Source organism: Bradyrhizobium sp. SZCCHNR1051 (genome assembly GCF_032489615.1).
In the GTDB taxonomy this organism is placed as follows: Bacteria; Pseudomonadota; Alphaproteobacteria; order Rhizobiales; family Xanthobacteraceae; genus Bradyrhizobium.
The window spans coordinates 1-24750 of the sequence record NZ_JAUEYJ010000005.1 but is presented as its reverse complement, the minus strand read 5'-3'; the positions used below and the strand labels follow the sequence as shown (position 1 = coordinate 24750).

At 65.2% G+C, this 24750-nt stretch carries 23 protein-coding genes; 17 read left to right on the top strand and 6 right to left on the bottom strand.

What is annotated here, in order from left to right:
* Nucleotides 1-97 precede the first annotated feature (97 nt).
* The 9 genes from QW868_RS07090 (at nt 98) to QW868_RS07050 (ending at nt 8769) form a co-directional block, all read left to right on the top strand.
* Nucleotides 98-742, top strand: a complete 645-nt coding sequence (locus QW868_RS07090; protein ID WP_316230220.1) for an NAD(P)H-binding protein — start codon at nt 98-100, stop codon at nt 740-742.
* A 331-nt stretch (nt 743-1073) separates the two neighbouring features.
* The gene (locus tag QW868_RS07085) at nt 1074-1967 is read left to right on the top strand and encodes a TRAP transporter substrate-binding protein (RefSeq protein WP_316230219.1); all 894 of its coding nucleotides are present in this window, start codon (nt 1074-1076) and stop codon (nt 1965-1967) included.
* 35 nt (nt 1968-2002) lie between these two features.
* On the top strand, nt 2003-4018 hold the full coding sequence (locus QW868_RS07080; RefSeq protein WP_316230218.1) for a HAMP domain-containing methyl-accepting chemotaxis protein: 2016 nt from the start codon (nt 2003-2005) through the stop codon (nt 4016-4018).
* Nucleotides 4019-4077: 59 nt separating this feature from the next.
* Nucleotides 4078-4770: an alpha/beta family hydrolase gene (locus QW868_RS07075; RefSeq protein WP_316230217.1), complete on the top strand. Its 693-nt coding sequence runs from the start codon at nt 4078-4080 to the stop codon at nt 4768-4770.
* Between the two features lie 104 nt (nt 4771-4874).
* A complete protein-coding gene (locus QW868_RS07070) occupies nt 4875-5363 on the top strand; it encodes a hypothetical protein (RefSeq protein WP_316230216.1) in 489 nt (162 codons plus the stop codon).
* An 88-nt stretch (nt 5364-5451) separates the two neighbouring features.
* Nucleotides 5452-6024, top strand: coding sequence for a hypothetical protein (locus QW868_RS07065; RefSeq protein WP_316230215.1), 573 nt, complete (start codon nt 5452-5454; stop codon nt 6022-6024).
* A gap of 107 nt (nt 6025-6131) precedes the next feature.
* Nucleotides 6132-7133, top strand: coding sequence for an ABC transporter substrate-binding protein (locus QW868_RS07060; RefSeq protein ID WP_315812032.1), 1002 nt, complete (start codon nt 6132-6134; stop codon nt 7131-7133).
* Between the two features lie 42 nt (nt 7134-7175).
* Complete coding sequence (locus tag QW868_RS07055) at nt 7176-7949, top strand: ABC transporter ATP-binding protein (protein ID WP_315797320.1); 774 nt, start codon at nt 7176-7178, stop codon at nt 7947-7949.
* Nucleotides 7942-8769 (top strand): ABC transporter permease, encoded by an 828-nt coding sequence (locus QW868_RS07050; RefSeq protein ID WP_316230214.1) that lies wholly within the window; start codon nt 7942-7944, stop codon nt 8767-8769. Before QW868_RS07055 ends, QW868_RS07050 begins: the two co-directional genes overlap by 8 nt.
* Nucleotides 8770-8779: 10 nt before the next feature.
* Here QW868_RS07050 and gtdA read toward each other — a convergent pair whose 3' ends face one another.
* Complete coding sequence (gene gtdA, locus QW868_RS07045; protein WP_315773209.1) at nt 8780-9817, bottom strand: gentisate 1,2-dioxygenase; 1038 nt, start codon at nt 9815-9817, stop codon at nt 8780-8782.
* A gap of 100 nt (nt 9818-9917) precedes the next feature.
* On the opposite strand from gtdA, the gene maiA reads away from it, so the two are divergent.
* Together maiA and QW868_RS07035 are read left to right on the top strand one after the other, a co-directional pair.
* The gene (maiA, locus tag QW868_RS07040; RefSeq protein WP_315753993.1) at nt 9918-10550 is read left to right on the top strand and encodes a maleylacetoacetate isomerase; all 633 of its coding nucleotides are present in this window, start codon (nt 9918-9920) and stop codon (nt 10548-10550) included.
* Nucleotides 10540-11049, top strand: a complete 510-nt coding sequence (locus QW868_RS07035) for a MarR family transcriptional regulator (RefSeq protein ID WP_315735076.1) — start codon at nt 10540-10542, stop codon at nt 11047-11049. Before maiA ends, QW868_RS07035 begins: the two co-directional genes overlap by 11 nt.
* 38 nt (nt 11050-11087) lie before the next feature.
* Here the strand turns inward: QW868_RS07035 and QW868_RS07030 are convergent, their stop codons facing one another.
* The 3 genes from QW868_RS07030 to QW868_RS07020 all read right to left on the bottom strand — a co-directional run bounded on the left by QW868_RS07030 (nt 11088) and on the right by QW868_RS07020 (nt 14903).
* A complete protein-coding gene (locus QW868_RS07030) occupies nt 11088-12701 on the bottom strand; it encodes a benzoate-CoA ligase family protein (protein WP_316230213.1) in 1614 nt (537 codons plus the stop codon).
* The gene (locus QW868_RS07025; RefSeq protein WP_316230212.1) at nt 12698-13837 is read right to left on the bottom strand and encodes an FAD-dependent monooxygenase; all 1140 of its coding nucleotides are present in this window, start codon (nt 13835-13837) and stop codon (nt 12698-12700) included. Before QW868_RS07025 ends, QW868_RS07030 begins: the two co-directional genes overlap by 4 nt.
* A 112-nt stretch (nt 13838-13949) precedes the next feature.
* Complete coding sequence (locus QW868_RS07020) at nt 13950-14903, bottom strand: RimK-like protein (RefSeq protein WP_316161124.1); 954 nt, start codon at nt 14901-14903, stop codon at nt 13950-13952.
* A 288-nt stretch (nt 14904-15191) separates the two neighbouring features.
* Here QW868_RS07020 and QW868_RS07015 point away from each other — a divergent pair, with 288 nt between their 5' ends.
* The 6 genes from QW868_RS07015 to QW868_RS06990 all read left to right on the top strand — a co-directional run bounded on the left by QW868_RS07015 (nt 15192) and on the right by QW868_RS06990 (nt 21296).
* On the top strand, nt 15192-15965 hold the full coding sequence (locus tag QW868_RS07015) for a ferredoxin--NADP reductase (protein ID WP_315735067.1): 774 nt from the start codon (nt 15192-15194) through the stop codon (nt 15963-15965).
* Nucleotides 15966-16175: 210 nt separating this feature from the next.
* The gene (locus QW868_RS07010; RefSeq protein WP_316230211.1) at nt 16176-17741 is read left to right on the top strand and encodes an acyl-CoA synthetase; all 1566 of its coding nucleotides are present in this window, start codon (nt 16176-16178) and stop codon (nt 17739-17741) included.
* A gap of 216 nt (nt 17742-17957) precedes the next feature.
* On the top strand, nt 17958-19583 hold the full coding sequence (locus QW868_RS07005) for an FMN-binding glutamate synthase family protein (RefSeq protein WP_315735062.1): 1626 nt from the start codon (nt 17958-17960) through the stop codon (nt 19581-19583).
* Nucleotides 19584-19664: 81 nt separating this feature from the next.
* Nucleotides 19665-20351 (top strand): RNA polymerase sigma factor, encoded by a 687-nt coding sequence (locus QW868_RS07000; RefSeq protein WP_316230210.1) that lies wholly within the window; start codon nt 19665-19667, stop codon nt 20349-20351.
* 96 nt (nt 20352-20447) lie between these two features.
* Complete coding sequence (locus QW868_RS06995) at nt 20448-20969, top strand: DUF4142 domain-containing protein (RefSeq protein ID WP_316161118.1); 522 nt, start codon at nt 20448-20450, stop codon at nt 20967-20969.
* A gap of 9 nt (nt 20970-20978) precedes the next feature.
* Nucleotides 20979-21296: a cupredoxin family copper-binding protein gene (locus tag QW868_RS06990; protein ID WP_315783214.1), complete on the top strand. Its 318-nt coding sequence runs from the start codon at nt 20979-20981 to the stop codon at nt 21294-21296.
* Between the two features lie 11 nt (nt 21297-21307).
* On the opposite strand, the gene QW868_RS06985 is transcribed toward QW868_RS06990, so the two are convergent.
* Both QW868_RS06985 and QW868_RS06980 read right to left on the bottom strand, forming a co-directional pair.
* Nucleotides 21308-22609, bottom strand: a complete 1302-nt coding sequence (locus QW868_RS06985; RefSeq protein ID WP_315775643.1) for a nitrate/sulfonate/bicarbonate ABC transporter ATP-binding protein — start codon at nt 22607-22609, stop codon at nt 21308-21310.
* 15 nt (nt 22610-22624) lie between these two features.
* Nucleotides 22625-24358, bottom strand: coding sequence for an ABC transporter permease subunit (locus QW868_RS06980; RefSeq protein WP_316230209.1), 1734 nt, complete (start codon nt 24356-24358; stop codon nt 22625-22627).
* Nucleotides 24359-24750: the final 392 nt, after the last annotated feature.

The window sequence follows — 24750 nt, the reverse complement described above, 5'->3', positions numbered from 1 at the left end:
CTGCGGCGTCATGGCCTTCGGCGGCGTGTCGTTGCCGTCTTCCCTATCTGTGCGGTGATGCTTACCTTGGTCGGCGGGCCGCGAGCGGAGACCGAGCATGACGAACCGGACCGTGATCATTGCCGGCGCGACCGGGCTGGTGGGACGGGAGCTTCTTCGCGGCCTGCTTGCCGACCCGACCGTGGATCGCGTGCATGTCGTCGGCCGCCGCGCGCCGCCTGACCATTCGCCCAAGCTGACGGCGCATGTCGTGGATTTCACCGCGCTGCCGTCCCTGCCGCCGGCCGACGAGCTCTATCTGGCACTCGGGACCACGATCAAGGCGGCCGGGAGCCAGGCCGCCTTCCGCGCCATCGATCACGACGCCAACCTCGCCGTCGCCAAGGCCGCGCTCGCGAGCGGCATGAGACGCGTTGGTCTGGTCAGCGCGATGGGCGCCGACAGCAGCTCGCCCGTCTTCTATAGCCGGGTGAAAGGCGAGCTCGAGGACGATCTGACCGCGCTGCCCTTCGAGGGCTTGGTGATCGCGCGGCCTTCGCTGCTGGTCGGCCCGCGGGCGGAGCTGGGACAGCCGAGCCGGCCGGGCGAGGAATGGGGCAACAGGCTGAACAGCATCATCGGCTTCCTGATTCCGGCGAACTACAAGCCCATCGCGGCGGCGGACGTCGCCAATGCACTGCTGATGGCTGTTCCTACGGTTGCCGGCACGCGAGTGATGCTGTCAGGGGCCATGCGCCGATGATCGAGCCTGCCGCTCTTGCGTAGCGGTTTGGTCTCACCATTTTCGATAAATCGAAATCAAGTATCGCGCCGCGCCTCAGGCTTTGGATCGACAGGTGAACTCGGCGATCCCCGTAGTTTTACGGCCGTATCGCATGTGACTATCAGGGAGTGAATGGCTGAAGCGGGCAAGACGGGAATCGCATCTTAACATCTTAACCATATCTCGCTGGTAGTTGTGCATCGAGGAAAAACGAACCCGGTGTTTCATGCGCAGACAGCTGCTTGAAGTTTGTTTCTTGGCATTGGTGGGAACCCTGCTCGGAACCCAAGCGGCAACGGCGTCTCCGCGAATGGTGTCGCTGGTCTTCAACTCGCAGATTCAGAACCCGCAGCAGATCGGGTCGGACGAATTTCGCGTGAAGCTGCAGGCGCTGGCCGGCAAGCGGCTCATCATTGATGAGCGTGCGGGCAACGCATTCGGCAGCGAGGCGGCGGTGCTGGCTGCAACCCGGAGCGGCGCGGTGGACGTGGCCGTGGTGTCTGGCGGCATCGCCAGCGCGGTGGTTCCCGAGCTTGGCGTCTTCGACATCCCGTTCCTGTTCCGTGACACCGCGCATGCCAAGGCGGTTGCGCAAGGGCCGGTCGCCACCGCGATCGGCGCCAAGTTCGCCGACAAGGGACTGGTGCTGCTGGCGCTGGGCAAGCAGGGCTTTCGCAATCTCACCAACTCGAAGCGTCCGGTCCGTACCGTCGATGACGTCAAGGGCCTCAAGATCCGCGTGATCCCCAATCCCGTCTACCAGATGACCTTCAAGGCGCTCGGTGCCGACGTGATGCCGATGGATTTTCCGCTGGTCTATGCAGCGCTCAAGGACGGTCGGCTGGACGGTCAGGAAAATCCGGTTGCCACCATCGCGGCCAATCGCTTCGACGAGGTGCAGAAATATCTGACGCTCACCGGGCATTTCTTCGCGCCGATCGCCTTCGTCGCCAACCGCGCGATGTTCGATCATCTCGATGCGGCGGATCGTGACGCGCTGGTTGCCGCCGCCAAGGCGGCTGCGGAGGTCACTTGGCAGGCCCAGCTCGATGCGCAGAAGCTCGATGAGCTGCGCAAGGGCGGCATGGAGGTGATCGAGACATTCGATCGCAAGACCTTCGTCGATGCGGTCAGGCCGCTCGATCCCGATTTCGAGAAGCGCTTCGGCAAGGAGCTGCTCGCCACTATCAGGTCCACTCCGTGAAACAGCCGGGCAAATCGATGAAATTGTCTTCTCTGATGTCTTGGATCGGTGTCCGCCCGCGCATTTTCGGCGGCTTTGCCTTGATCCTGAGCTTCCTGGTGTTGCTCGGCGGCTTCGCCATGATCCAGGTCGGGCGCATCGGCGGCACCGTGGACGAACTCGTCACCAGCGCGGCCGGGGACGCCGGCATGTCGCAGGTGCGTGCCGCGCTGCTCGGTGCCAACGGCGCGGTTGAGAGATTCATTCGGACCTGGAACGTCGGTGACAAGGATGCGGCCAGCAAGGCCATCGACGCCGTCGGCGGTCTCGCCGATCAGGTCGAGAAGCAGTCCGGCAGGCTGAAGGTGCTGGCTGACGGCGTGGGCCCGGTGCGAAGCGCGCTGGCGGCCTATCGCTCATCGTTCGCTGCCGCGGCCGAGGCCGTGGACCGCCTGCGCGCGGCGACGACCAAGACCGACGCCTTGGGCGCCGTCGCCGGAATCAACATGGGCGGCATCCAGGTTGCCCTCGCCAATCGCGCGGGCAGCGAGCCGTTGATGAATCCGTTGCGTCTGGCCAGCGTCGTCGACGCGGTCCGTATCGCGGTGATGCGCTATACCAACACGTTGTCGAATGGCGATGCCGACGACGCCAGGCTCACCTTCGTCTATGCGAAGCTCGCGATTGCCGATACGGAGGCCGAGATCGCGGGTGTCGATGATGCCAAGCTGAAGGCGCTGGTTGCTGCGCTGAAAGAGGCTCTCACGGCGGATGCGGCTGCGCTCGAGGAGGTGATCAAGGTGGCCACTGACCTGCGCGCCAAGCAGGCGGAGCTCGCCAAGGCGAGCGCCTCGATCGATACCCAGGTCAGCCGGATCAACCAGCAGCTCGGTGCGGCGCGCGCAGAGCAGGCCGCGAGGACCGGCGTCGCGGTCGAAGATACCAAGCAGACCATCATCGTGACGGCAGCCGCAGCCGTGATATTCGGAGCGGTGCTGGCCTGGCTGATCGGCGCCAGCGTGTCGAACCCGATCCGCGGCATGACCGACCGCATGCAGTCGCTGGCGGCCGGCGAATTGGATCAGCCGATTCCCGGCGGCGAGCAGCGCGACGAGATCGGCCGGATGGCGCGCGCCGTGGAGATTTTCCGTGACAATGCGCTTGCTGTACGCCGCATGGAGCAGGAGGCCGCGGCACAGCGTGAAGCTGCGGAGGCCGAGCGCGCCCGCATGATGTCCGATCTGGCTGGTCGATTCGAGCAAGGCATGCAGGGCGTCATCACCGGCGTCGGCGGGCGTGCGACCGAGATGGGCGAGAGCGCCAGCGAGCTGGCGCGCGTCGCCGAACGCGGCCGTGGCCTTGCGGAAGCGGTCGCCAGCCGGGCCGAGCAGGCCTCCGTCAATGTGCAGACCGTGGCCTCGGCGACCCAGGAGCTCGCGGCCTCGATCAGGGAGATCTCCTCCCAGGTCCAGCGCTCGGTCACGGTGTCGACCCGGGCCACGCACGAGACGCAGCGGACATCCGAGCTGATCGACGGGCTGTCCAGCGCGGCGGAGAGGATCGGCACCATCGTGCAGCTGATCCAGGCGATCGCGAGCCAGACCAACCTGCTGGCGCTCAACGCCACCATCGAGGCGGCGCGCGCCGGCGAGGCCGGCCGCGGCTTTGCGATCGTCGCGAGCGAGGTGAAGAACCTCGCCTCGCAGACCGCGCAGGCGACGGAGCAGATCTCGAGCCAGATCGCGACCATCCAGAGCGCGACGCAGGAGACGGTCGGCGCGATTGCCCAGTTCGGCACGACCGTGCGGGAGATTGCCGAGATCTCCAATGCGATCGCCGCCGCGGTGGAGCAGCAGGGGGCCGCGACCAGCGAGATCGCCCGCAACGTCGAGCAGGCGGCCAGCGGCACGGCGGCGGTCACGCAGGAGATCGGCGACGTGCGTAACGTGGCCGGGCAGACCGATGCCGGCGCTGAAGCTGCGCTGGCGGCTGCCGCCGCGCTGCAGCAGCAGGCCGCTTCGCTGAAGAGCAATGTCGCCGACTTCCTGCAGACGATCCGGACCGCGGCCTGAGCTGCAAAGTCGGTGGCGACTGGAGTTGACGCAAGGGACGCAGGCTCACACTCTGCGGCATGACCGAGCACCAGCCGCGTTCCCTCACACTTCCCATCGACGGCGCGGGCGTCGTGTCCGCGCTGTTCATGTCTCCGGCGGAGGCGCGCGCCTGCTTTGTGTTCGCCCATGGCGCGGGCGCCGGCATGACCCACGTCTTCATGAACCAGGCGGCCGCAAGCCTTGCCGCGCGCGGCATCGCGACGCTGCGCTTTCAGTTTCCCTACATGGAGAAAGGCAGCAAGCGCCCGGATCCGCCCGCACTCGCCCAGGCCACGGTGCGGGCTGCCGTGGCGGAGGCCGCGCGGCTCTGTCCGGGGCTGCCGCTCGTCGCGGGCGGCAAGTCGTTCGGAGCGCGCATGACGTCGCAGGCGCAGAGTGCAGCGCCGCTGCCAGGCGTGACCGGGCTCGCCTTTCTCGGCTTTCCGCTTCACCCCGCCGGCAAGCCCTCCATTGTGCGCGCCGATCATCTCGATGCGATCGAGGTTCCGATGCTGTTCCTGCAGGGGACGCGCGACAAGCTGGCGGAGATGGAGCTGCTCGCGCCCGTCGTGAAGCGGCTGGGACCGCGCGCGACCGTGCATTGGATCGATCAGGCCGACCACGCCTTCCACGTGCCTGCGCGCTCCGGCCGGAATGATCGGGCCGTCATGGAGGACCTGACGGAGGCGTTCGCGGCGTGGCTGGAGACCCTGGAAGCGCGTGCCGGCTGACGCGCCGAGCGCCTCTTTCGGAGAAAAATGGCATGAGAACAAAAATAGAACTTCTCCGTCACCAGAGGTTGAGGCATAGTTATAATAAAAGGGAGGGGAGTTCGATGAGGTCGGCAGTGTTGGCGGTGTCGGTGTGCGCGCTCGGCGTGCTGATGCTGATGCTCTCTGCAGCTCCGTCGCGCGCCGATGCCAGGCTCACCGGCATGGTGGTCGTGAAGGGGACTTGCCAGAAGCTCATCGTCGCGGGAGAGGATCGCAGCTCCGAATGCAAGGGCGCGCTGCTCAATACCGACTATGACGATCAGCGCACCGGCTTCTACTTCACCTTGCTCGACGGCAGCGTGGTCACGTTCTCGAACCGCGGCGATCTGCAGGAGCAACCCGGACCGGACAAGTTCGTCACGCCGGTCGATATGATGATCATTGGCCAAAGTCGGAAGACGATCAACAAGGTGACGGCGAAGGGGCAATGCCGTCACGGCAATCCCTTCAAGGGACCCGACCTGATCGAATGCACGGCCGACAGCGAGATCGGCCGCTTTGAAGGGCTATTTCTGTCCAATGGCGAGAAGCCAGTGATGCAGACCTTCTGAGGCCGTCACTTCTATGCCCAGACAGGGATGAGCGGAGAGGAGCTATCGCGGGGGCGCCCGTTGTGACTCGCCATTGTGAGATTCGTCCTTGTCGATTGGCCATCGTCCCGCGATGGCAAATCCGACCTGCTCAGAAACATCCCAATTGCCCGAGGATTGCGATGAGAAAGACAGTTTCATCCGTTTGGCTGCTGGTCCTGGCGCGGTGAGCCTGCCGGCCATGTCGGCCGGCGCGGAGGATGGCTTGAAAGGGATCGATACCTTTCACGGCGCCTGCAAGAAGCTCACGATCGCCGCAAAGGATCGGACCGCCGACTGCAAGGGCGTTTTGCTCAATACGCGTTACGCTGATCGGCGAACCGGGTTCTACTTCGTGACCCTCGAGGGAGGGATGATCACCTTCTCGAGCCCCGGCGATTTAGAACCGCGGCAGCCCGCAAACGCGCACGCCTATGCCGTCGACATGATGATCTTCAAGCTGGATGGCGACATTCGCAAGCTCGCGGCCAAGGGGATGTGCCGCATGAAAGATACGGCCTGCGCTCTCTCGAGCTTGACCTGCCGGGCCGACAGCGAAGCCGGTCGGTTCGAAGGCGAGTTCTTCGCTGAGAGCAAGGCCGCCGGCACCAAGGCGGCTGGGGTCAAGACACCCGACCTCTAAGGCTGCGATCTCCTGAAAATTTGGCGCGACATCAGGCTCGAAATATTGCAACAAGTCGGCGTCGTCGTTGGGCCGGGTGTGCAGGTCGCCAGATCTTGGAGAGTGTGATGTTCCGATGCGTTGGCGTCGTCCTGGGGCTGCTCTGGAGCCTCGTATCGATCAGCACCGCGCTGGCCGACGACGCCAAGCTCCGGATCGGCGTTCTCCGGCTGTCCTCGTCCGCGCCGGTGTTCATCGCGTTGGACAAGGGCTACTTCCGCGAAGCTGGCCTGGACGTCGAGCTGAAGTTTTTCGATGCAGCGCAACCGATCGCCGTGGCGACGGCCACCGGCGACGTCGATGTCGGGGTGACCGCCTTCACCGCAGGACTGTATAACCTCGCAGGCAAGGGCGCGTTGAAGATCATCGCCGGCATGAGCCGTGACCGCCCCGGGTTTCCGCTGATCGGCTACTTCGCCAGCAACAAGGCTTACGAGGCAGGTCTCAAGGCGCCGAAGGATATTGCCGGCAAGCGCGTGGCGATGACCCAGGTCGGGTCGAGCTTTCACTATTCGGTGGGGCTGCTGGCCGACAAATACGGCTTCAAGCTCGCCGACGTGAAGATCGTGCCGCTGCAATCGATGTCCAACATGTCGGCGGCAATCAAGGGTGAGACCGTCGACGCAGCGCTGATGCCGGTTTCCGTCGCACGCAAGCTGATGGAGGAGGGCGCCGTCAAGCATCTCGGCTGGGTCGGCGACGAGACGCCGTGGCAGGTCAGCGGCGTGTTCGCGGGGCCGAAAACCTTGGCCAACACCGTGCTGGTCGGCAAGCTGCTGACGTCGCTTCAGCGCGCCGAGCGCGAGTATCATGATGTCGTGCTCGCCTCGGTCAAGGACGGCGCTGCCGCGATCGACGGCAAGACCAGGCCATTGCTGGAAATCATCGGCAAGTATACGAACCTACCGGTCGAGCAGGTGGTCGGCAATTGCGCCTATATCGATCCTGACGGCAAGCTCGATGTGAAGAACATCGACAGCCAGATCAAATGGCTGCAGGCGCAGGGGTTCGCGGACCAGGGCTATGATGCGGCCGCGATCATCGCCAAAGACCTTGTGAAGCCGGATTGATGAAGGCGGGCGCAGCGCGGAACTGCAGCGGGATCGCCTGACATGGACCTGATCGCCGAGACCATCAGCCATCGTTTCGACGCGCTCGAAGTGCTCGATGGCGTATCATTCACGGTCGGAGCCGGCGAGGTGGTCGCCGTCGTTGGGCCGTCCGGCTGCGGCAAGAGCACGCTGCTGGCGATCCTCGGAGGGTTGTTGCAGCCGAGCAAAGGTCAGGCGCTGCTGCGCGGAGCCCCGCCGCCCGGCAGCCTCAATCCCCTGACGTTCGTGTTCCAGGACTTCGCGCTGCTGCCGTGGGCAAGCGTCGCCGACAATGTTGCCTTTCCGCTCCTCCATACGTCCCTGTCGGCGCAGCAGCGCGCCGTCGCCGTCGACGATGCGTTGCAGCGGACCGGGCTGGCAGACTTCCGGACCGTCTATCCCAAGCAGTTGTCGGGCGGCATGCGCCAGCGGGTCGGCATTGCCCGGGCGCTGGCGGTCCGCCCGGCGATCCTGCTGATGGATGAGCCGTTGTCGGCGCTGGACTCGCAGACCCGCGAGCTGCTGATGGAGGACTTCGTCGATCTGCTCGCCGACGGCACCATGGGCGCGGTCTATGTCACGCATAATCTCGAGGAGGCGGTGCGGCTCGCCGACCGCATCGTCGTGCTGTCGCGTCGTCCTGGCCGCATCCGGAAGGTCGTCAGCGTCCCGGCGACGCGGCGCAGCCGCGGCAATGCCGGAGTACGCGCGCAACTGCTGGACCTGCAGAACGAGCTCTGGGGGCTGATCCGGACCGAGGCAATCGATGCCGAGCGCGAGGTTCAGAATGCTTGAACGCTCCCCGGCCGAAGCGCCTGAGGTCGTCGGCACGCAGGCCCGGAAGGTGCCGTTCCGGGGCGGCGGCTTCACGCCGGCCGCAAGCCGCTGGGCCGGCTGGCTTGCGCTCGCGGCGGCTCTCGGTCTGTGGCAACTGATCGGCAGCTTCGCCCTGGTCAATCCCTTGTTCCTGCCGACGCCGCTGATGATCCTGCGTGCCCTGTATCGATTGGCCGAAAGTGGCGCGCTTTGGCAGCATGTCTCGGCCTCGTTCGTGCGCATCGTATCCGGCTGGGCGCTCGGCACCGCCACCGGCATCGTCGTCGGCTTCTCGATCGGCCTGTGGCGCATTGCGCGCAGCATCGGCATCACTTTCGTCTCGGCGCTGTTTCCGATTCCGAAGATCGCCGTGCTGCCGCTGCTGATTCTTTGGCTCGGCATCGGCGAGCAGCCGAAGATCGCGACCATCGCGCTCGGCGTGTTCTTCTCGACCACGATCTCGGTCTATAGCGGCGTCGATGCGGTGCCGCGCAACCTGATCCGCATGGCGCAGAGCTTCGACGTGCCGTTCCCGACCATCGTCCGCCGCGTGATCTGGCCCGGGGCGCTGCCCTCGATCCTCGCCGGTTTCCGCATCACCGCGTCGGTAGCGCTGATGCTGGTGGTCTCGGCGGAGATGATCGGCGCCGAGACCGGCATCGGCACCTTCGTGTTGCAGGCCGGCAATCTGATGCAGACCGATCAGCTGATGGCGGGGATCCTGATCCTGTCGCTGTTCGGCCTCGCCGTCGGCCGGCTGATCAGCATGATGGAAGCGCGGCTCCTGCGCTGGCGCTGATCCGGCGGTGTCAGGTGTTGCCGCGATCCTCCCGGAACAGGTCGAGCTTCTCCTGCACCGGGCGATCCGAGAACGAGAACAGCACGGCATCCTCGTCCGGCTCATGGCTGACCCATTGCCAGCTCGGAACGACGAACAGATCGCGCGGTCCCCATTCGAAGGTCTGGTCGCCGATGCGGCTGCGGCCCTTGCCTTCGATCGCGGTGAACACGGTCGCGTCGGTCGAGCGATAGCGCGCAGTCTTGAAGCCCTTCGGCAGCAGCTGGATGAAGGTGCCGATCGTCGGCATGGCGAAGTCGCCGGTCTCCGGATTGGAGAACTTCAGCTTCAGCCCGTGGCACGCATCCCATTCCTCGCTTCGCTTGGCGCTCTCCAGCGCCTCGCGCGTGTAGGAATAGGGATAGTTGAAGATCGGCGAGGTCCGCGATCTGCGCTTGGCGTCGACCGGCAGCAGGTTGTGGCCATAGCGGGCGAAGCTGTCGCCTGAGGGGCGTGCGACCTTCTGCTGATCCTCCTGCGCACCTTGCGCGAAGGAGGCGTCGAGGAACTGCACCAGGGGAATATCGAGGCCATCGAGCCAGAACATCGGCTCGGAGGTCTCGTTGCCGTGATCGTGCCAGGTCATCGACGGCGTGATGATGAAGTCGCCCGGCTTCATCAGGGTGCGCTCGCCCTCGACGGTCGTGAAGGCTCCCTTGCCTTCCAGCACGAAGCGCAATGCGGACTGGCTGTGCCGATGGGCGGGTGCGACGTCGCCGGGGATCACCATCTGAATGCCGGCATAGAGCGAGGTGGTGATCTTGGACTGCCCACGCAGGCCCGGATTCTCCAGGATCAGGACCCGCCGCTCGGCCTCCTTCGCCGTGATCAGACGCCCGGCCTCGACCATGTAGTCGCGTATCGCCGCGAACTGCCAAAGATGCGGACGGCAGGCGCTCTTCGGCTCGGGAGTGATGAGATCGCTCATCACGGTCCACAGCGCCGTCATGTTTTCGCCGTCGATCTTCTTGTAGAACGCCTCGCGTTCCGGGGTCGAAACTGCGGCCATGCGCGCCTCCCGATCAGATGTCGTTATTGATTGACAGTATACTGTCAATCCCGCTACCGTCAATTGCGACCAGAGCTATCGATTCGGGAGGACTGCCATGATGAAGCTGCACGGCTATTTCCGCAGCAGCGCATCCTATCGCGTGAGGATCGCGCTCAATCTCAAGGGTCTCACGGCCGAGCATCTGCCGCATCATCTCCGCAAGGGCGAGCAGCGCGCGCCCGACTATCTCGCGCTCAACCCGCAGGGCTTCGTTCCGACCCTCGAGGACGACAGCGGCGCCGCATTGATCCAGTCGCTTGCGATCATCGAATGGCTCGATGAGACCCATCCCGAGCCGCCGCTGCTGCCGAAGGATCCGTTGCGCCGCGCCCAGGTCCGTGCCTTCGCGCAGGTGCTCGCCTGCGACACCCATCCGGTGCAGAACCTGAAGGTGCTGGCGCGGCTGCGTGAGCTCGGCCTGCCCGAGGACAAGGTCACGGCTTGGGCCGGCTGGGCCAACCGCGAGGGGCTCGCTGCGTGCGAAGCGCTGATCAGGCATGAGCCTGGCCCATTCTGCTTCGGCGCGACGCCAACCTTGGCCGATCTCTGCCTGGTGCCGCAGCTTGGCAATGCACGCCGCTTCGGCGTCGATGTCGCAGCGTTCCCGCGCCTGCTGCAGGCCGAAGCCGCGGCGAAGGCGTTGCCGGCTTTCGCCGATGCTGCTCCGGAGCGTCAGGCCGATGCCGAGTAGGCCGCCCGACATCACGATGGACGCAGTCTACACCAAGCCGGGCTATCTGTTCCGGCGGATGCAGCAGATTGCGGTGTCGATCTTCGTCGAGGAGTGCCGGGAGTTCGACCTGACGCCGGTGCAATATGCAGCGCTGGTCGCGATCCAGACGCACCCGGGCATCGATGCCACCAGGTTGTCGGCGGTGATCGCCTTCGACCGTTCGACGCTCGGCAGCGTGATCGAGCGGCTGGAGAGCAAGGGTCATATCGAGCGCAGGCCGTCGGCCGAGGACAAGCGCGTCAAGCTGCTCTATCTGACCAGGACGGGTGGCGCGCTGCTCCGAGCGATCATGCCCGCGGTCGATCGCGCCCAGGCCCGCATGCTGGCGCCGCTGAAGGCCGCGGATCGCAAGATGCTGATGGCCTTGCTGGCGCAGCTCGTCGATCTCAACAACGAGGTCTCGCGGGTGCCGCTGCGTGCCGAGGATGCGCTTGAGCATCTCGGCAAGACCGGCTGATCGCGGAAGTCCGCGGTTGTCGGGCGGAAGGCATAGGCTCACAGCCGCATCACCGCCTGACGGTCGATCTTGCCGGTGCCCGTTTTCGGTAATTCGTCGATGAAGACGATCTCACGCGGATATTTGTAAGGCAGCAGCTTCGCCTTTACGTAGTCCTGCAGCGCCTTCGTCATTGCCGACGCGTCGTGCGATCGGCCATTGGTCACCACCACGGCCTTCAGGCTCATCCGCCGATCCGATAGCTCATGCGCGAACACGGCGCATTCCCTGATATCGGGATGCTCGGCGAGGCAGAGCTCGACCTCGAGCGGATAGACCCATTGGCCCGAGATCTTGACCAGGTCGTCGGCGCGGCCGCGGAAGAAATGGAAGCCGTCGGCATCGCGCACGAAACGGTCGCCGGTGTAGATCCAGCCGTCGTCGCGGATCGTCTCCGCGGTCTTGTCCGGACGGTTCCAGTAGAGCGGCGTGTTGGAGTCGCCGCGCACCCAGAGAATGCCCTCTTCGCCGGTGGCGACCTCGCGTCCTTCGCCGTCGCGCAGCGCGATCTCGTAGCCGGGAACGCGCAGTCCGGCGGCGCCGAGCTTCTTGCGGTCCTCGCGGTTCGAGAGATAGACGTGAAGAACCTCGGTCGAGCCGAGACCTTCGACGATCTCCAGGCCGGTCAGGCTTTTCCAGCCGTTGAAGACCTCGGCCGAGAGCACCTCTGCCGCGGAGACCGCGAGCCGCAGTGACGAGAAGTCCGCCTCCTTCGCACCCTCAGCCTTGGTGAGTGCGGTGTAGAGCGTCGGCAGGCCGAAGAACACGGTCGGACGGAAGCGGCTGATCGCATCGAAGATGGCGGCGGGCTTCGGCTGGCCCGGCAGCAGCAGCGTCGTCGCTCCGGCCGAGAATGGAAAGGTGATCGCATTTCCGAAGCCGTAGGCGAAGAAGATCTTGGGCACCGAGAAGCAGACGTCGTCCGGCTTGAGCCGCAGCACGTTGCGGGCGAACGCCTGCTCGCTATAGGCCATGTCGTGCTGCAGATGGACGATGCCCTTGGGACGTCCGGTCGAGCCGGACGAATACATCCAGAACGCCATCTCATCGCGGTGCGTGTCGGCCTCTGGCAGCTGATCGGTGAAGCCTGGCAGCCACGCATCGACCGCGACCGTCGCTGCGACGGCGGTGGTCGGCACCGCGCCATTGACGACAACCAGCGTCTGCAGTGCGGTATCGGCACAAGCCTGCGCGTCGAATCGTGCCGCAAACTCAGCATCGGCGACCGCGACCTTGGCGCCGGAATCAGCGAGATAGAATTGCAGCAGATCCGGCGGCGTCAATATGTTGATCAGCAGCGGCACGAAGCCGGCGCGCACTGCGCCGAAGAACGCGGCCGGATAGGCCGGTGTATCGTCTAGGAACAGCAGGACACGGTCGCCGCGGCTGAGCCCGAGCGCGGTGAAGCCGTTGCCCCAGCGGCAGGCGTCGGCGCACAGCTCGGCATAGCTGCGCGGACCAGCCGGGCCGATCAGCGCGGGCTTGTCCGCGTTGCCCTTTGCGAGATTGTCGAACAGCACGCGGCCGGCATTGTAGCGGGCGGGAATCGCGAAGCCGATCTCACGCGCGCCGGCGCTGTCGCGCGGAACGTGGTCGGCGATCTCTCGCGTCATACGCGTGCTCCCGTGTTCCGAGATGCCTCGTAGCGGGCCATGAACTGCGGGGCCATGGCTCGCAGCCGCGTGTCGTCGATGCGGCCGGACCGGGTGATATAGCTGTAGGCAAAATCCATCAGGCCGAGCGTCATGTGCGCCGGGAAGGACTCGTACCACTCGGCGCTGGTCCGGGCCGCAGCCACCAGCTTCTTCACGATCGGCTGCCGCTCGGCCTGATAGCGGGCGAGGCCGTCCGAGAGGCTGGTCTCCGCATCGAGCGCCTTGGCGAGCGCGATCGCATCCTCGATCGCCAGCCGCGTCCCGGAGCCGATCGAGAAGTGGGCGGTATGCAGCGCGTCGCCGATCAACACCATGTTCCGGTGCCACCAGTGCTCATTCCAGACCCAGGGAAAATTGCGCCATACCGATCGGTTGGAGACCAGCGCGTGGCCATCGAGCGTGGCGGCGAACACCTGCTCGCAGACGCGCCGGGATTCATCGACCGACATCTCGGCGAAGCCATAGGCGTGCCACGTGGCGCGATCGCATTCCACAAGGAACGTGCTCATGTCCGGCGCATAGCGATAATGGTGCGCGTTGAAGCTGCCGCGGTCGGTCGCGACGAAGGTCTGCGACAGCGTGGCAAAGGTCTTCGACGTGCCGTACCAGGCGAACTTGTTGCTGGAGTAGGAGACGGAGAAGCCGAAATCGCCTTCGAAGCTGCGGCGAACCAGCGAGTTCAGTCCGTCGGCAGCGACGATGAGGTCGTAGCCTGCGAGCTGATCCAGCGACTGGATGATCGTGCCGTAACGGGCCACGACGCCGACGCTTTCGGTGCGCGCCTGCAGCAGCTTCAAGAGTTCGAGCCGGCCGATCGCAGAGAAGCCGACGCCGTCGATCTCGACGTTCTCGCCACGCAGATTGAGCGTGATGTTGCGCCAGCTCTCCATGCACGGCGCGATCGCATCCACGGTGTCGGGATCGTCGGCACGCAGGAATTCGAGCGCCTGGTCGGAGAACACGACGCCAAAGCCCCAGGTCGCCCCGGCCGGGTTCTGCTCGAACAGATCGACCACGGCGGCGGGGTGCCGCTTCTTCCAGAGATAGGCGAAATACAGCCCGCCAGGGCCGCCGCCGAGCACGGCGATGCGCAAGGGCGTCCTCCACATTGACAGTATACTGTTTAGTTTGGATCGGAGACTAATCCCTCATTTCGATCGAGGCCAGGGAAATCTTATTGCTGAAGATCGAGCCGGCGGCCGCAGGTCACCCCGACGGGCTTCTGCCAAAGATCGCGTCGAGTGCGGCGATATAGGTGCTTTCGACCAGCTCCGGCACGTGCCGGCCGAGCGCCTCCATCTTCACGCCCGAATTGATTTCGAGCACCTGCCAGCGCCCATCGGCCAGCACGAGGTCGACCGATGCGTAGCGGATGCCGATGACGCGTGCCGCCGCGGTCGCGAGCGCGGCACAGAGGTCCCGCTGCGCGCCTGGTTCGAGCAGCTCGGGGTGAGCTCCGAACTCGAGATTGTGCCGCCAGCTCAGCAGGCGCTGCTCGCCGCGCGGCACGATCGCGCGCAAGGCCGACGCGTCGAATTCCCCATCGAGGCGCCGCAGGAGCTGTGCGTGCCCCGTGGCCGGAGTCGCCGCCAGCGCGAGATCGAGCAGCGGCTGCACGCCGTCGCCGGTCACGGTGGGGCGCTGCTTGCGGTAGACGATCATGGACGCGTCATCGAGCTGCACGACACGGACTTCGTCGACGATGTCCATGAGCGGTGCGATCGCAACGTTCGCGCCGGTCCCGAAGATGCGGTTCGCTGCGCGCAGCAGTTCATCCTTTCCCGTGACGCGGACCACCATCCGTCCAGAGGTACCCTCGTTGGGCTTGACCACCAGCCCGCGCGGATACGTTTCCAGCAGCGCCAGCGCGGCCTCGGCCGTCTGCCCGGGCTGGCCGCTAAGGGCCGGAGCAAGAAAGAACGCGTGTGGAACCGCGGCAATCCCGTCGGCTCTCAGCAGCGCCGAGGTCGCCGCTTTGTCACAGGCCAGTCTGTGCGCCACCGCACTGTTCAGGCCGAGATCATAGCCGAAGATCAGGTGACGCCGGTTGGCATCCTCGAGCACCAGCAGCCAGCCGTCCTCCCGCACGTCGAGCGCGATGCCTCGTTCGACGCAGTAGCGGGTGATGGCGGCGAGCTGGGTCTGCGGATGGTTAATCATTGCTCAAGGATTGGGCCAGGATGCGGAATTAAAGTGCTGGAAAATTGGAATCTCGGCAAGTAAATTACCCTTATCGTTTGTGTACGAACGAACGGCCGATCGAGGCGAATCCGGGCATCAGCCGGCATGCATTTGATCGTGATCAATGGTGCGTCCATGCGGGGTTGATTATTCGCTGTTTTCACGTACATCAGGCGCCGAAATCGCTGGATCTATAGGGTTTTTGCGGTCCTGCCTCCGTCACGACTTGTTTCTTCCAACTTCAGCCCACGTGAAAAAACAAACGACATGAGCGCGTTCTATAAAGAGAAAGTTCTTTCCGTTCACCACTGGACGGACACCCTGTTCTCCTTCCGAGCCACCCGCGATGCGGGCTTCCGCTTCCAAAATGGTCAGTTCGCGATGATCGGCCTCGAGGTCGAGGGCCGCCCGCTGCTGCGTGCCTACAGCATGGCCAGCGCCAATCACGAGGAGGAACTGGAGTTCTTCAGCATCAAGGTGCAGGACGGCCCGCTGACCTCCCGGCTGCAGCAGATCAAGGAAGGCGACACCATCCTGGTCGGCCGCAAGGCGACCGGCACGCTGATCCCCGACAATTTGCTGCCCGGCAGCCGGCTGCTGCTGCTGTCGACCGGCACCGGCCTTGCCCCGTTCGCCAGCCTGATCAAGGACCCCGACGTCTACGAGCGGTTCGAGAGCATCGTGCTGGTCCATGGCTGCCGCCAGGTCGCCGAGCTCGCCTATGGCGAGAGCGTCGTCGCGAAGCTGCGCGAGGATGAGCTGTTCGGGCCGCTGCTCGACGGCAAGCTGCAGTATTATCCGACCGTCACCCGCGAGCCGTTCCGTAACCGCGGCCGCATCACCGACCTGATCTCGTCGCAGCAGCTCTTCAACGATATCGGCCAGCATGAGCTCGACATCGCCAAGGACCGCATTATGATGTGCGGCAGCCCGGCGATGCTGGAGGAGCTCAAGACCATGTTCGAGTCGCGAGGCTTCCTCGAAGGCAGCGGCAACCAGCCCGGACACTTCGTGATCGAGAAGGCCTTCGTCGAGCGCTGAGCCGCCGACCCTTCGTTTGCGACTTTTCTGAAAGAGCGCCTCGACGCAATCGGGGCGCTCTTTTCGTTGGCAATATCCTCCTTGCGCGCGTCCGAGCGGCCGTGCGATTTTCGGCGCCAAGACCGGGCCTTCAGACGTCCGGCGCGAAACAGGGAGGGGACTTGGATTGCCCGCGTGGCGGCCATCCCCGTGATGACAGAGGGGATGAGCATGGATTCCATCGTACGGCGACAGACGCTCGGTGATCTCCTGCGGCGGAGCGCGGCGCGGACACCGACCAAGACGGCCGTGATCTGCGGCGAGATCAGCTGGACCTACGCCGAGTTCAACGCCATCGTCGACCGCCTCGCGGCCGGCCTCGCCGCCCAGGGGGTCGCCAAGGGCGAGCGCGTCGCGATCCTCGCGCGCAACTCGCATGCCTTTGCCGCCCTGCGCTTCGCGCTGGCGCGGCTCGGCGCCGTGCTGGTGCCGATCAACTTCATGCTGAAGCCGGAGGAGGTCGCCTACATCCTCAAGCACGCCGGGGCGCGGCTGCTCGCGACCGACAGCGGCTTCGCCGGCGTGGCGCGCGCCGCCAAGGCACTGGTGCCGGCGGTCGAGCAGCTGATCTGGCTGCCGTCAGAAGGTCCGAGCGAGCGGCAAAGCGACATGATCGACTTTGCGGAGCTCGCGGCGTCGACGGCGACGGTGCCTGCCGTCGAGATCGCCGGAAGCGACGTCGCGCAGATCGTCTACACCTCTGGTACGGAGTCGCTGCCGAAGGGCGCCATGCTCACCCATGACGCCGTCATTTGGCAGTATGTGAGCTGTATCGTCGATGCTGGCATCGCCGCCGTTGACGTCACCCTGCACGCGCTGCCGCTGTATCATTGCGCGCAGCTCGACGTGTTCTTCGGTCCCTCGATCTATGTCGGCGCCACCAACATCATCACGGCGTTTCCGACGCCCGATAATCTGCTGCCGCTGATCGCGAAATATCGCATCACCTCGTTCTTCGCGCCGCCGACGGTGTGGATCTCGATCCTGCGCTCGCCGCTGTTCGAGACCACCGACGTGTCGACTTTGCGCAAGGGCTATTACGGCGCGTCGATCATGCCGGTCGAGGTGCTGCGCGAGCTGGCGCAGCGGCTGCCCAAGGTGCGGCTGTGGAATCTGTACGGCCAGACCGAGATCGCGCCGCTGGCGACGATGTTGGGACCCGATGATCAGTTGCGCAAGCCGGGGTCTTGCGGCCGCGCCGTGCTCAATGTCGAGACCCGCGTTGTCGACGATGAGATGAACGACGTCGCGCCGGGCCTGGTCGGCGAGGTCGTGCACCGCTCGCCGCATCTGATGCTCGGCTACTTCCACGATGACGAGCGCACCGCCGCGGCCTTCCAGGGCGACTGGTTTCACTCCGGCGATCTCGCGACCATCGACGAGGAGGGCTACATCACCATCGTCGATCGCAAGAAGGACATGATCAAGACCGGCGGTGAGAACGTCGCCAGCCGCGAGGTCGAGGAGGCGCTCTATTTGATCCCCGAAGTGTCCGAGGTCGCCGTCGTCGGCCTGCCGCATCCGCGCTGGGTCGAGGCCGTGGTGGCGATGGTCGTGGTCAAGTCCGGCTGCGAGCTGACCGAGGAGGCGGTGCTGAAGCAGGCCTCGAGCCGTCTCGCCACCTTCAAGACGCCGAAGCGGATCGTGTTCGTCGATGCACTGCCCAAGAACCCCAGCGGCAAGCTGCTGAAGCGGCAGCTGCGCGAGGCGCATTCGGGGTTGTTCGCGCAGGGGTAAGCGGCTGCCGTCTTCGAACAGTGCATATCGGCGCCGGGAGCCTCGGAGGCCCGCCCGGCGCTGCGGCTCGATCTCGCAGCGCGGCAGTCGACAGAAGGCGGCTATCGACGTTGTGATATCATCGATGGCCGACTGCGCGCGCTTGTGTAACGATTGCTTCGCGATACGCGTAGTATGGTGACACCAGACCTTCCACGAGCCGCTTCGAGGCCTCCCATGGATACGCTGCTGCTCCCGTTTTCGCCGCGCTTCATCGTGCTGACGATCTGCGCCACGGCGACCGCCCTGCTGCTGATCCTCGGCATCTACGACCGCAAAATCTTCGATCTCGTCCTCATCCCACTCTTGATCTTCGGCGCGCTGACCTTGCTCGGCGTCCGCGATCTCATGCAGAAGAGCCACGCGGTGTTGCGCAACTACCCGATCGCGGCGCATCTGCGTTTCCTGCTCGAGGAGATGCGGCCGGAGATGCGGCAGTATTTCTTCGAGAGCGAGAAGGACGGCATGCCGTTCTCGCGCGACACCCGTGCGGTGGTCTATCAGCGCGCCAAGATGGTGCTCGACAAGCGCCCGTTCGGCACCCAGGAGGATGTCTACCGCGAGGGCTATGAATGGATGCACCATTCGATATCGCCCAAGCCGCGTGCGGAGGAAAAATACCGCATCTCCATCGGCGGCCCCGATTGTGCAAAGCCCTATTCGGCCTCGGTGTTCAACATCTCGGCCATGAGTTTCGGGGCGCTGAGCCCGAATGCGGTGCGCGCGCTCAACGGTGGCGCCAAGCGCGGCGGCTTCGCGCATGACACCGGCGAGGGCGGCTTCAGCCCGTACCATGCCGAGATGGGCGGCGACATCATCTGGGAGATCGGCTCCGGCTATTTCGGCTGCCGCCGCCATGACGGCACGTTCGACGCCGACGCGTTCGCGCGGGTCGCAGCCACCGAGCAGATAAAGATGGTCGAGCTCAAGATCAGCCAGGGCGCCAAGCCTGGCCACGGCGGCGTGCTGCCGGCGGCGAAGGTGTCCGAGGAGATCTCCAAGATCCGTGGCGTCGCGATGGGCGAGGACTGCATCTCGCCGGCGGCGCACCGCGCGTTCTCGACGCCTGTTGGCATGATGCAGTTCATCGGCGAGATGCGGCGGCTGTCGGGCGGCAAGCCGGCCGGCTTCAAGCTGTGCATCGGCCATCCCTGGGAATTCCTGGCGATCTGCAAGGCGATGCTGGAGACCGGCATCTATCCCGACTTCATCGTGGTCGACGGCAATGAAGGCGGCACGGGTGCTGCGCCGCTCGAGTTCATGGACCATTTGGGCATGCCGATGCGCGAGGGCGTCAACTTCGTGCATAACGCGCTGGTCGGGATGAACATCCGCGACCGGATCAAGATCGGCGCCGCCGGCAAGATCGCCACCGCCTTCGACATGGCCCGCGCAATGTCGATTGGGGCCGACTGGTGCAACTCGGCGCGCGGGTTCATGTTCGCGCTCGGCTGCATCCAGTCCTTGAGCTGTCACACCGACCGCTGTCCGACCGGCGTTGCGACGCAGGATCCGACGCGCGCCCGCGCGCTGGTCGTTCCGCACAAGATCGATCGCGTCTACAACTATCATCATGCGACCCTGCATGCGCTGGCCGAGCTGCTCGCTGCCGCCGGCCTGGAACATCCGCAGGACCTGCGTCCCATCCACTTCTCACAGCGGACGTCGACCACCGAGGTCTCCTCCTTCGCAAAACTCTATCCGGCGCTGCGGCCGGGTGAGCTGCTCGAGGGTACGCAGGACATCCGCTTCCGTGATGCCTGGGCGCTGGCGCGGCCTGATACGTTCGCGGCGGTGCAGTGAAGCGCCTCGCGCAATCTTTTTTAGGAACCTCCGGGCTCGAATTCCATCTAAGCCATGCGTGCTCAGTTGGGATGATCGACAATGCCTTGGACCATAGCGACCACACTCTCTGCGGCGACGACCGCCGAAGATGACTTGATCCGACGGGCAAAAGCCCGCGACGAGGCGGCCATTCGGGCCATCCTGCAGGCCAACAACCGCCGCCTGTTCCGGATCGCCCGCGGCATCCTGCGCAACGACAGCGAGGCGGAGGACGTCGTGCAGGAAACCTATGTCCGCGCACTCACCCATCTGGACGAGTTTCGCGGCCAGTCCAGCCTGTCGACGTGGCTGGTTCGCATCGCGATGAACGAAGCGATGGGGCGGCTGCGCGGACAGCGACCGGCATTGCAACTGGATGCGGAGCGAGGGAACAATCCTGGGGCCGAGGTGATCCAATTTCCCGCCACGTCGAGCGATCCGGAGAAGTCTGTGGCGCAGCGCCAGATCCAGGCCGTCGTCGAGCGGGCCATCGATGAACTGTCCGAGCCGTTTCGCCTCGTGTTCATCGCCCGCGTGATCGAGGAGATGAGCATCGACGAGACCGCGGACTTGCTGGGGTTGAAGCCCGAGACCGTCAAGACGCGCCTGCATCGCGCCCGCGGCATGTTGCGCGAGAACGTCGAAAAAGAGATCGGCCCCGTCCTTATGGACGCGTTTCCCTTCGCTGGCGCGCGTTGCGAGCGGCTGACGGATGCCGTGCTTGAGCGTCTGGCACGTCCGAGCTGAAGATTCTTGGGAACGTCGGCTCCCGTTTTTCATCCAATCCCTGTGCAGCCATTCATCCGCCGGCCACGAGGTCCGGCGGCACAGGAGATGAGAGCCATGTTCAAGCATATCGGCACGATGGTCGTCGTGCTCTGCCTCACGAGCAGTGTCGCGCTGTCGCAGGGCGCCAAGCTCAACGATCCGCAGATCGCCCATATCGCCTACACTGCGGGCGAAATCGACATCAAGGCGGCGAAGCAGGCCTTGGACAAGTCCAGCAGCAAGGAGGTCAAGGAGTTCGCCCAAGGCATGGTGCGCGACCACGAGGCGGTCAACAAACAGGCCCTCGCGCTCGTCAAGAAGCTGAAGGTCACGCCGGAGGACAACGACACCAGCCGCGCGCTGTCGAAGCAGGCGAGCGAGAAGCTCGACGAACTCGGCAAACTCAAGGGCGCCGCGTTCGACAAGGCCTACATCGCCAACGAGGTCGTCTACCACAAGACGGTGAATGGCGCGCTGGAAACGCAGCTCATTCCATCGGCGAGCAATTCCGAGCTGAAGGAGCTGCTGCAGACCGGCCTCAAGCTGTTTCAGGGGCACGAGCAGCACGCCGAGCACGTCGCGGCGGACCTGAAGTAGGATCAGCCGATGCTGTCGGGACGTCTCGCCTTCCTGAGTGTGGTCGTGCTTGCCGCGGTGAGCGTTCCGGCGCGCGCGGCCACGATCCGGATTACGATAGACAAGCTCGCGTTTTCGCCGGCCGTGGTTTCGGCCAGGGTCGGCGACACCGTCGAATGGATCAACAAGGACGCGCTGGCTCATACGGCTACGGCGCGGGATGGCGCCTTCGATGTCACTTTGCCGCCGAGCAAGACGGTGAGCTCGGTCCTCAAGAAGGCGGGCACGCTCGACTACTACTGCCGCTTTCACCCGAACATGAAAGCGACCCTCACGATCGCGCCGTGACGCCGCAAGGCTCAATGCGGGTTCTCCAGGCTGAAGGTTTCGGACTGCTCGTCATAGGCGAACAGCTCGGCATAGCGGCCCCATGACACGATGGTGTGCAGCGTCTCGTCGGCATAGTGCTCGGACATGTAGTCCTCGAGCTCGATGCGGAAGCGCGCCGCTGGTGCTGCGTGCGCGGGGCGGTCGTCGAGCACGCGGCGGATCAGCCCCATCAGCGGCACGTTCTCCATCAAATGCTGCGCGAACAGCTTCTTGCGTTCGTCGGTATCGAGATGGGCGAACCGCCGTCCGGCCTCGGTCAAGGTCAGATCGCCTTCGCTGAGCTGGGCGAAGCGCAAGAGCTGCAGCGCCTCGGCCAACGGAAAGATCTCGTCGACCTCGAGCTGCAGATGGCCCGCCAGCACCGGCAGGTCGGCATGCCCATTATAGGGTTCGCCGGCAAGCGTCTCGACCAGGCCGGAGATCGAGTTCGAGGACACGTGGCTCAGCACCATGCCGACGCCGGCGCTCGCGGTGCTCGGCAGCTTCGGCTCGGGCCGCTGCGTCATGCGCGCGTAGAGGCTGTCGACCAATTGGCGGAACGCCGCATCGAGCCGGTTGCGCGGATGCGGCAGGTCGACCTTGAACTCGGCGGCGACGCGGCCGGGATTGGAGGAGAACACCAGGATGCGGTCGCACATCAGCACCGCCTCCTCGATGTTGTGCGTCACCATCAGCACCGATTTGATCGGCAGCCGGCCGTCGGTCCAGAGATCGATGAGGTCGGTACGGAGTGTTTCGGCGGTCAGCACGTCCAGCGCCGAGAACGGCTCGTCCATCAGCAGGAGGTCGGGATGCACCACCAGCGCGCGGGCGAAGCCGACGCGCTGGCGCATGCCGCCCGACAGCTCCTTGGGAAAAGCGGATTCGAAGCCGTCGAGGCCGATCAGATCGATCGCCGCGAGCGCGCGCTTGCGCCGCTCAGCGGCCTCGATGCCGAGCGCCTCCAGGCCGAGCTCGACGTTCTGCAGCACGGTGAGCCAGGGAAACAGGGCGAACGACTGAAACACCATGGCGACGCCGCGCGGGGGGCCGGCGATGATCTCGCCGCGGCAGCGCGCTTCGCCGGAGGAGGGCGACACCAGGCCGGCGATGATCCGCAGCAAGGTCGATTTGCCGGAGCCGGAGCGTCCGAGCAGGCCGACGATCTCGCCGGCGCGGATCGTGAGGTCGACCTTCTCGAGCACCACGAGATCCTCGCCGCTGCCCTTCGGAAACAGCCGGCTCACGCTCTTGATCTCGATCAGCGATGTGTCTTTGACCTGGTCGCGCATGACAAATTCTCCCGGTCAGCCGAGCCGCAGCCGGCGTTCGCCGAAGGCGTAGAGCGGCCGCCACAGCAGCCGGTTGAACAGAGTGACGAGAATGCACATCACGGCAATGCCGAGCACGACGCGGGGGAAGTCACCACGCTCCGTGGCCGCGGCGATGTAGGCGCCGAGGCCGCTCGCGGTGAGATGGGTATCGCCCCAACTCGCGACCTCGGCGACAATCGCCGCGTTCCACGAGCCGCCGGAGGCGGTGATGGCGCCGGTGATGTAGTAGGGGAAGACGCCGGGCAGCACGACCTTGAACCACCAGCGCCAGCCGGTCAGCTGCAGGCTCGCGGCGGCCTCGCGCAGGTCGGTCGGGAAGGCGCTGGCGCCGGCGATGACGTTGAACAGGATGTACCACTGCGTGCCCAGGATCATCAGCGGGCTCAGCCAGACATTGGCGTCGAGGCCGTAGCGCACGATCAGCACGACGAACACCGGGAAGGCGAGGTTGGCCGGGAATGCGGCGAGGAATTGCGCCAGCGGCTGCATCCGTTCGGCGAGCTTCGGCCGCAGCCCGATCCAGACGCCGACGGGGACCCAGATCAGCGACGCCAGCGCGATCAGCACCACCACCCGCACCAGCGTGATCAGGCCGTAGCCGATCGCAGAGAGGATATCGGCGAGCGCCAGCGTTGCCGAGAGGTAGAGATAGGTCTTCCAACCGGCATAGGCGCAGCCGAGGATGACGACGGCGAGCCAGAGGCCGTCGACGAGCTGCGACGGCGGCGCGTGGCGGACGGGGCCGCTCCACGCGCGGGGCCAGTTGAGGCGCAGGTTCGAGAAAGTGCGGTTGACCGCTGCGAACGGGACCGACAGCGAGCGCAGCGCGCGGGTGCGCCGGAACAGATCGAGCATCCAGGAGGTCGGCGGATTGCCGGAGGCGGTCTGCTCGAAGCGGAACTTGTCGGCCCAGGCCACGATCGGACGGAATAGCAGCTGGTCATAGGCGGTGATCACCAGCAGCATCGTCAGCAGCGCGGCGGCAATTGCCGTGAGATCCTTCTGCTGGATTGCGAGTGCGACGTAGGAGCCGATGCCCGGCAGGGTAACCGTGGTGTTGCCGACGGTGATCGCCTCCGACGCCACGACGAAGAACCAGCCGCCGGACATCGACATCATCGCATTCCAGATCAGGCCGGGCATCGCGAAGGGCACGTCGAGCCGCCAGAAGCGCTGCCAGCCGGAGAGGTGGAAGCTGCGCGTCGCGTCCTCCAGATCCTTCGGCACGTTGCGCATCGACTGGTACATGCTGAAGGTCATGTTCCAGGCCTGGCTGGTGAAGATCGCGAACACGCAGGCGAGCTCGGCGCCCAGCACCTTGCCGGGGAACAGGTTCATGAAGAACACGACGGTGAACGTCAGGAAGCCCAGGATCGGCACCGACTGCAGGATGTCGAGCAGCGGGATCAGCACGATCTCGGCGCGCCGGCTCTTGGCGGCGAGCGCCGCATAGACGAAGGTGAAGACGAGCGAGCACACGATCGCGAGCAGCATGCGCAAGGTGGTGCGCAGCGCGTAGAGCGGCAGGTTGGCCGGATCGAGCGAGACCGGGACCACGTCCAGCGCCGACAGCGGCTGCGTGGTCTGCTCGCCGCCATAGACGATCAGCACCATGGCGCCGACCACGATGATCAGCGCGACCACGTCCCAGACGTTGGGGCGCACGGCGTCGCGGAGCACGGTTGTCCGGAGGTCCTGAAGCATCATCCGCGTGTCTCGTCTCGTCGTCCGCAGCCGACGGCTCCGGACGTCTCCTTGTCATGGCGCTGAGGGCTGGTTCGCGCCGGCGGGGCTGCCGGCCAAATCCGCACCCTAAGTGCCCTCTGTGATGGTTTGATTTCAAGCGGCGTCTGCCGGGATCCGGCCCCTTGGTCCGGCCTATCAAAGGATACGCAGGCCGCGCCTTCACGTTCCCGCGACATCGGCTGTCCGGGGTGTGCTGGTCCGTCGGCCCTCGTTGAGCGTGAGGGCGCAGGGAAGGCCGGACCTCGACTGAGGCCCGTGGCCCGCCTGCGGAAAAAGTGCAGGCGGCAGGTACCACAGATCCTATGGGGCGGCGGGTGGTCAAGAAGGGTTAGGATTGGATTTCCGAACCATCC

Bases quoted from the DNA above. Each gene is read 5' to 3' on its own strand.
- QW868_RS07090 (WP_316230220.1), top strand. From the start codon at position 98: ATGACGAACCGGACCGTGATCATTGCCGGCGCGACCGGGCTGGTGGGA.
- QW868_RS07085 (WP_316230219.1), top strand. From the start codon at position 1,074: ATGGTGTCGCTGGTCTTCAACTCGCAGATTCAGAACCCGCAGCAGATC.
- QW868_RS07080 (WP_316230218.1), top strand. From the start codon at position 2,003: ATGTCTTGGATCGGTGTCCGCCCGCGCATTTTCGGCGGCTTTGCCTTG.
- QW868_RS07075 (WP_316230217.1), top strand. From the start codon at position 4,078: ATGACCGAGCACCAGCCGCGTTCCCTCACACTTCCCATCGACGGCGCG.
- QW868_RS07070 (WP_316230216.1), top strand. From the start codon at position 4,875: ATGAGGTCGGCAGTGTTGGCGGTGTCGGTGTGCGCGCTCGGCGTGCTG.
- QW868_RS07060 (WP_315812032.1), top strand. From the start codon at position 6,132: ATGTTCCGATGCGTTGGCGTCGTCCTGGGGCTGCTCTGGAGCCTCGTA.
- QW868_RS07055 (WP_315797320.1), top strand. From the start codon at position 7,176: ATGGACCTGATCGCCGAGACCATCAGCCATCGTTTCGACGCGCTCGAA.
- QW868_RS07050 (WP_316230214.1), top strand. From the start codon at position 7,942: ATGCTTGAACGCTCCCCGGCCGAAGCGCCTGAGGTCGTCGGCACGCAG.
- gtdA (WP_315773209.1), bottom strand. From the start codon at position 9,817: ATGGCCGCAGTTTCGACCCCGGAACGCGAGGCGTTCTACAAGAAGATC.
- maiA (WP_315753993.1), top strand. From the start codon at position 9,918: ATGAAGCTGCACGGCTATTTCCGCAGCAGCGCATCCTATCGCGTGAGG.
- QW868_RS07035 (WP_315735076.1), top strand. From the start codon at position 10,540: ATGCCGAGTAGGCCGCCCGACATCACGATGGACGCAGTCTACACCAAG.
- QW868_RS07030 (WP_316230213.1), bottom strand. From the start codon at position 12,701: ATGACGCGAGAGATCGCCGACCACGTTCCGCGCGACAGCGCCGGCGCG.
- QW868_RS07020 (WP_316161124.1), bottom strand. From the start codon at position 14,903: ATGATTAACCATCCGCAGACCCAGCTCGCCGCCATCACCCGCTACTGC.
- QW868_RS07015 (WP_315735067.1), top strand. From the start codon at position 15,192: ATGAGCGCGTTCTATAAAGAGAAAGTTCTTTCCGTTCACCACTGGACG.
- QW868_RS07010 (WP_316230211.1), top strand. From the start codon at position 16,176: ATGGATTCCATCGTACGGCGACAGACGCTCGGTGATCTCCTGCGGCGG.
- QW868_RS07005 (WP_315735062.1), top strand. From the start codon at position 17,958: ATGGATACGCTGCTGCTCCCGTTTTCGCCGCGCTTCATCGTGCTGACG.
- QW868_RS07000 (WP_316230210.1), top strand. From the start codon at position 19,665: ATGCCTTGGACCATAGCGACCACACTCTCTGCGGCGACGACCGCCGAA.
- QW868_RS06995 (WP_316161118.1), top strand. From the start codon at position 20,448: ATGTTCAAGCATATCGGCACGATGGTCGTCGTGCTCTGCCTCACGAGC.
- QW868_RS06990 (WP_315783214.1), top strand. From the start codon at position 20,979: ATGCTGTCGGGACGTCTCGCCTTCCTGAGTGTGGTCGTGCTTGCCGCG.
- QW868_RS06985 (WP_315775643.1), bottom strand. From the start codon at position 22,609: ATGCGCGACCAGGTCAAAGACACATCGCTGATCGAGATCAAGAGCGTG.
- QW868_RS06980 (WP_316230209.1), bottom strand. From the start codon at position 24,358: ATGATGCTTCAGGACCTCCGGACAACCGTGCTCCGCGACGCCGTGCGC.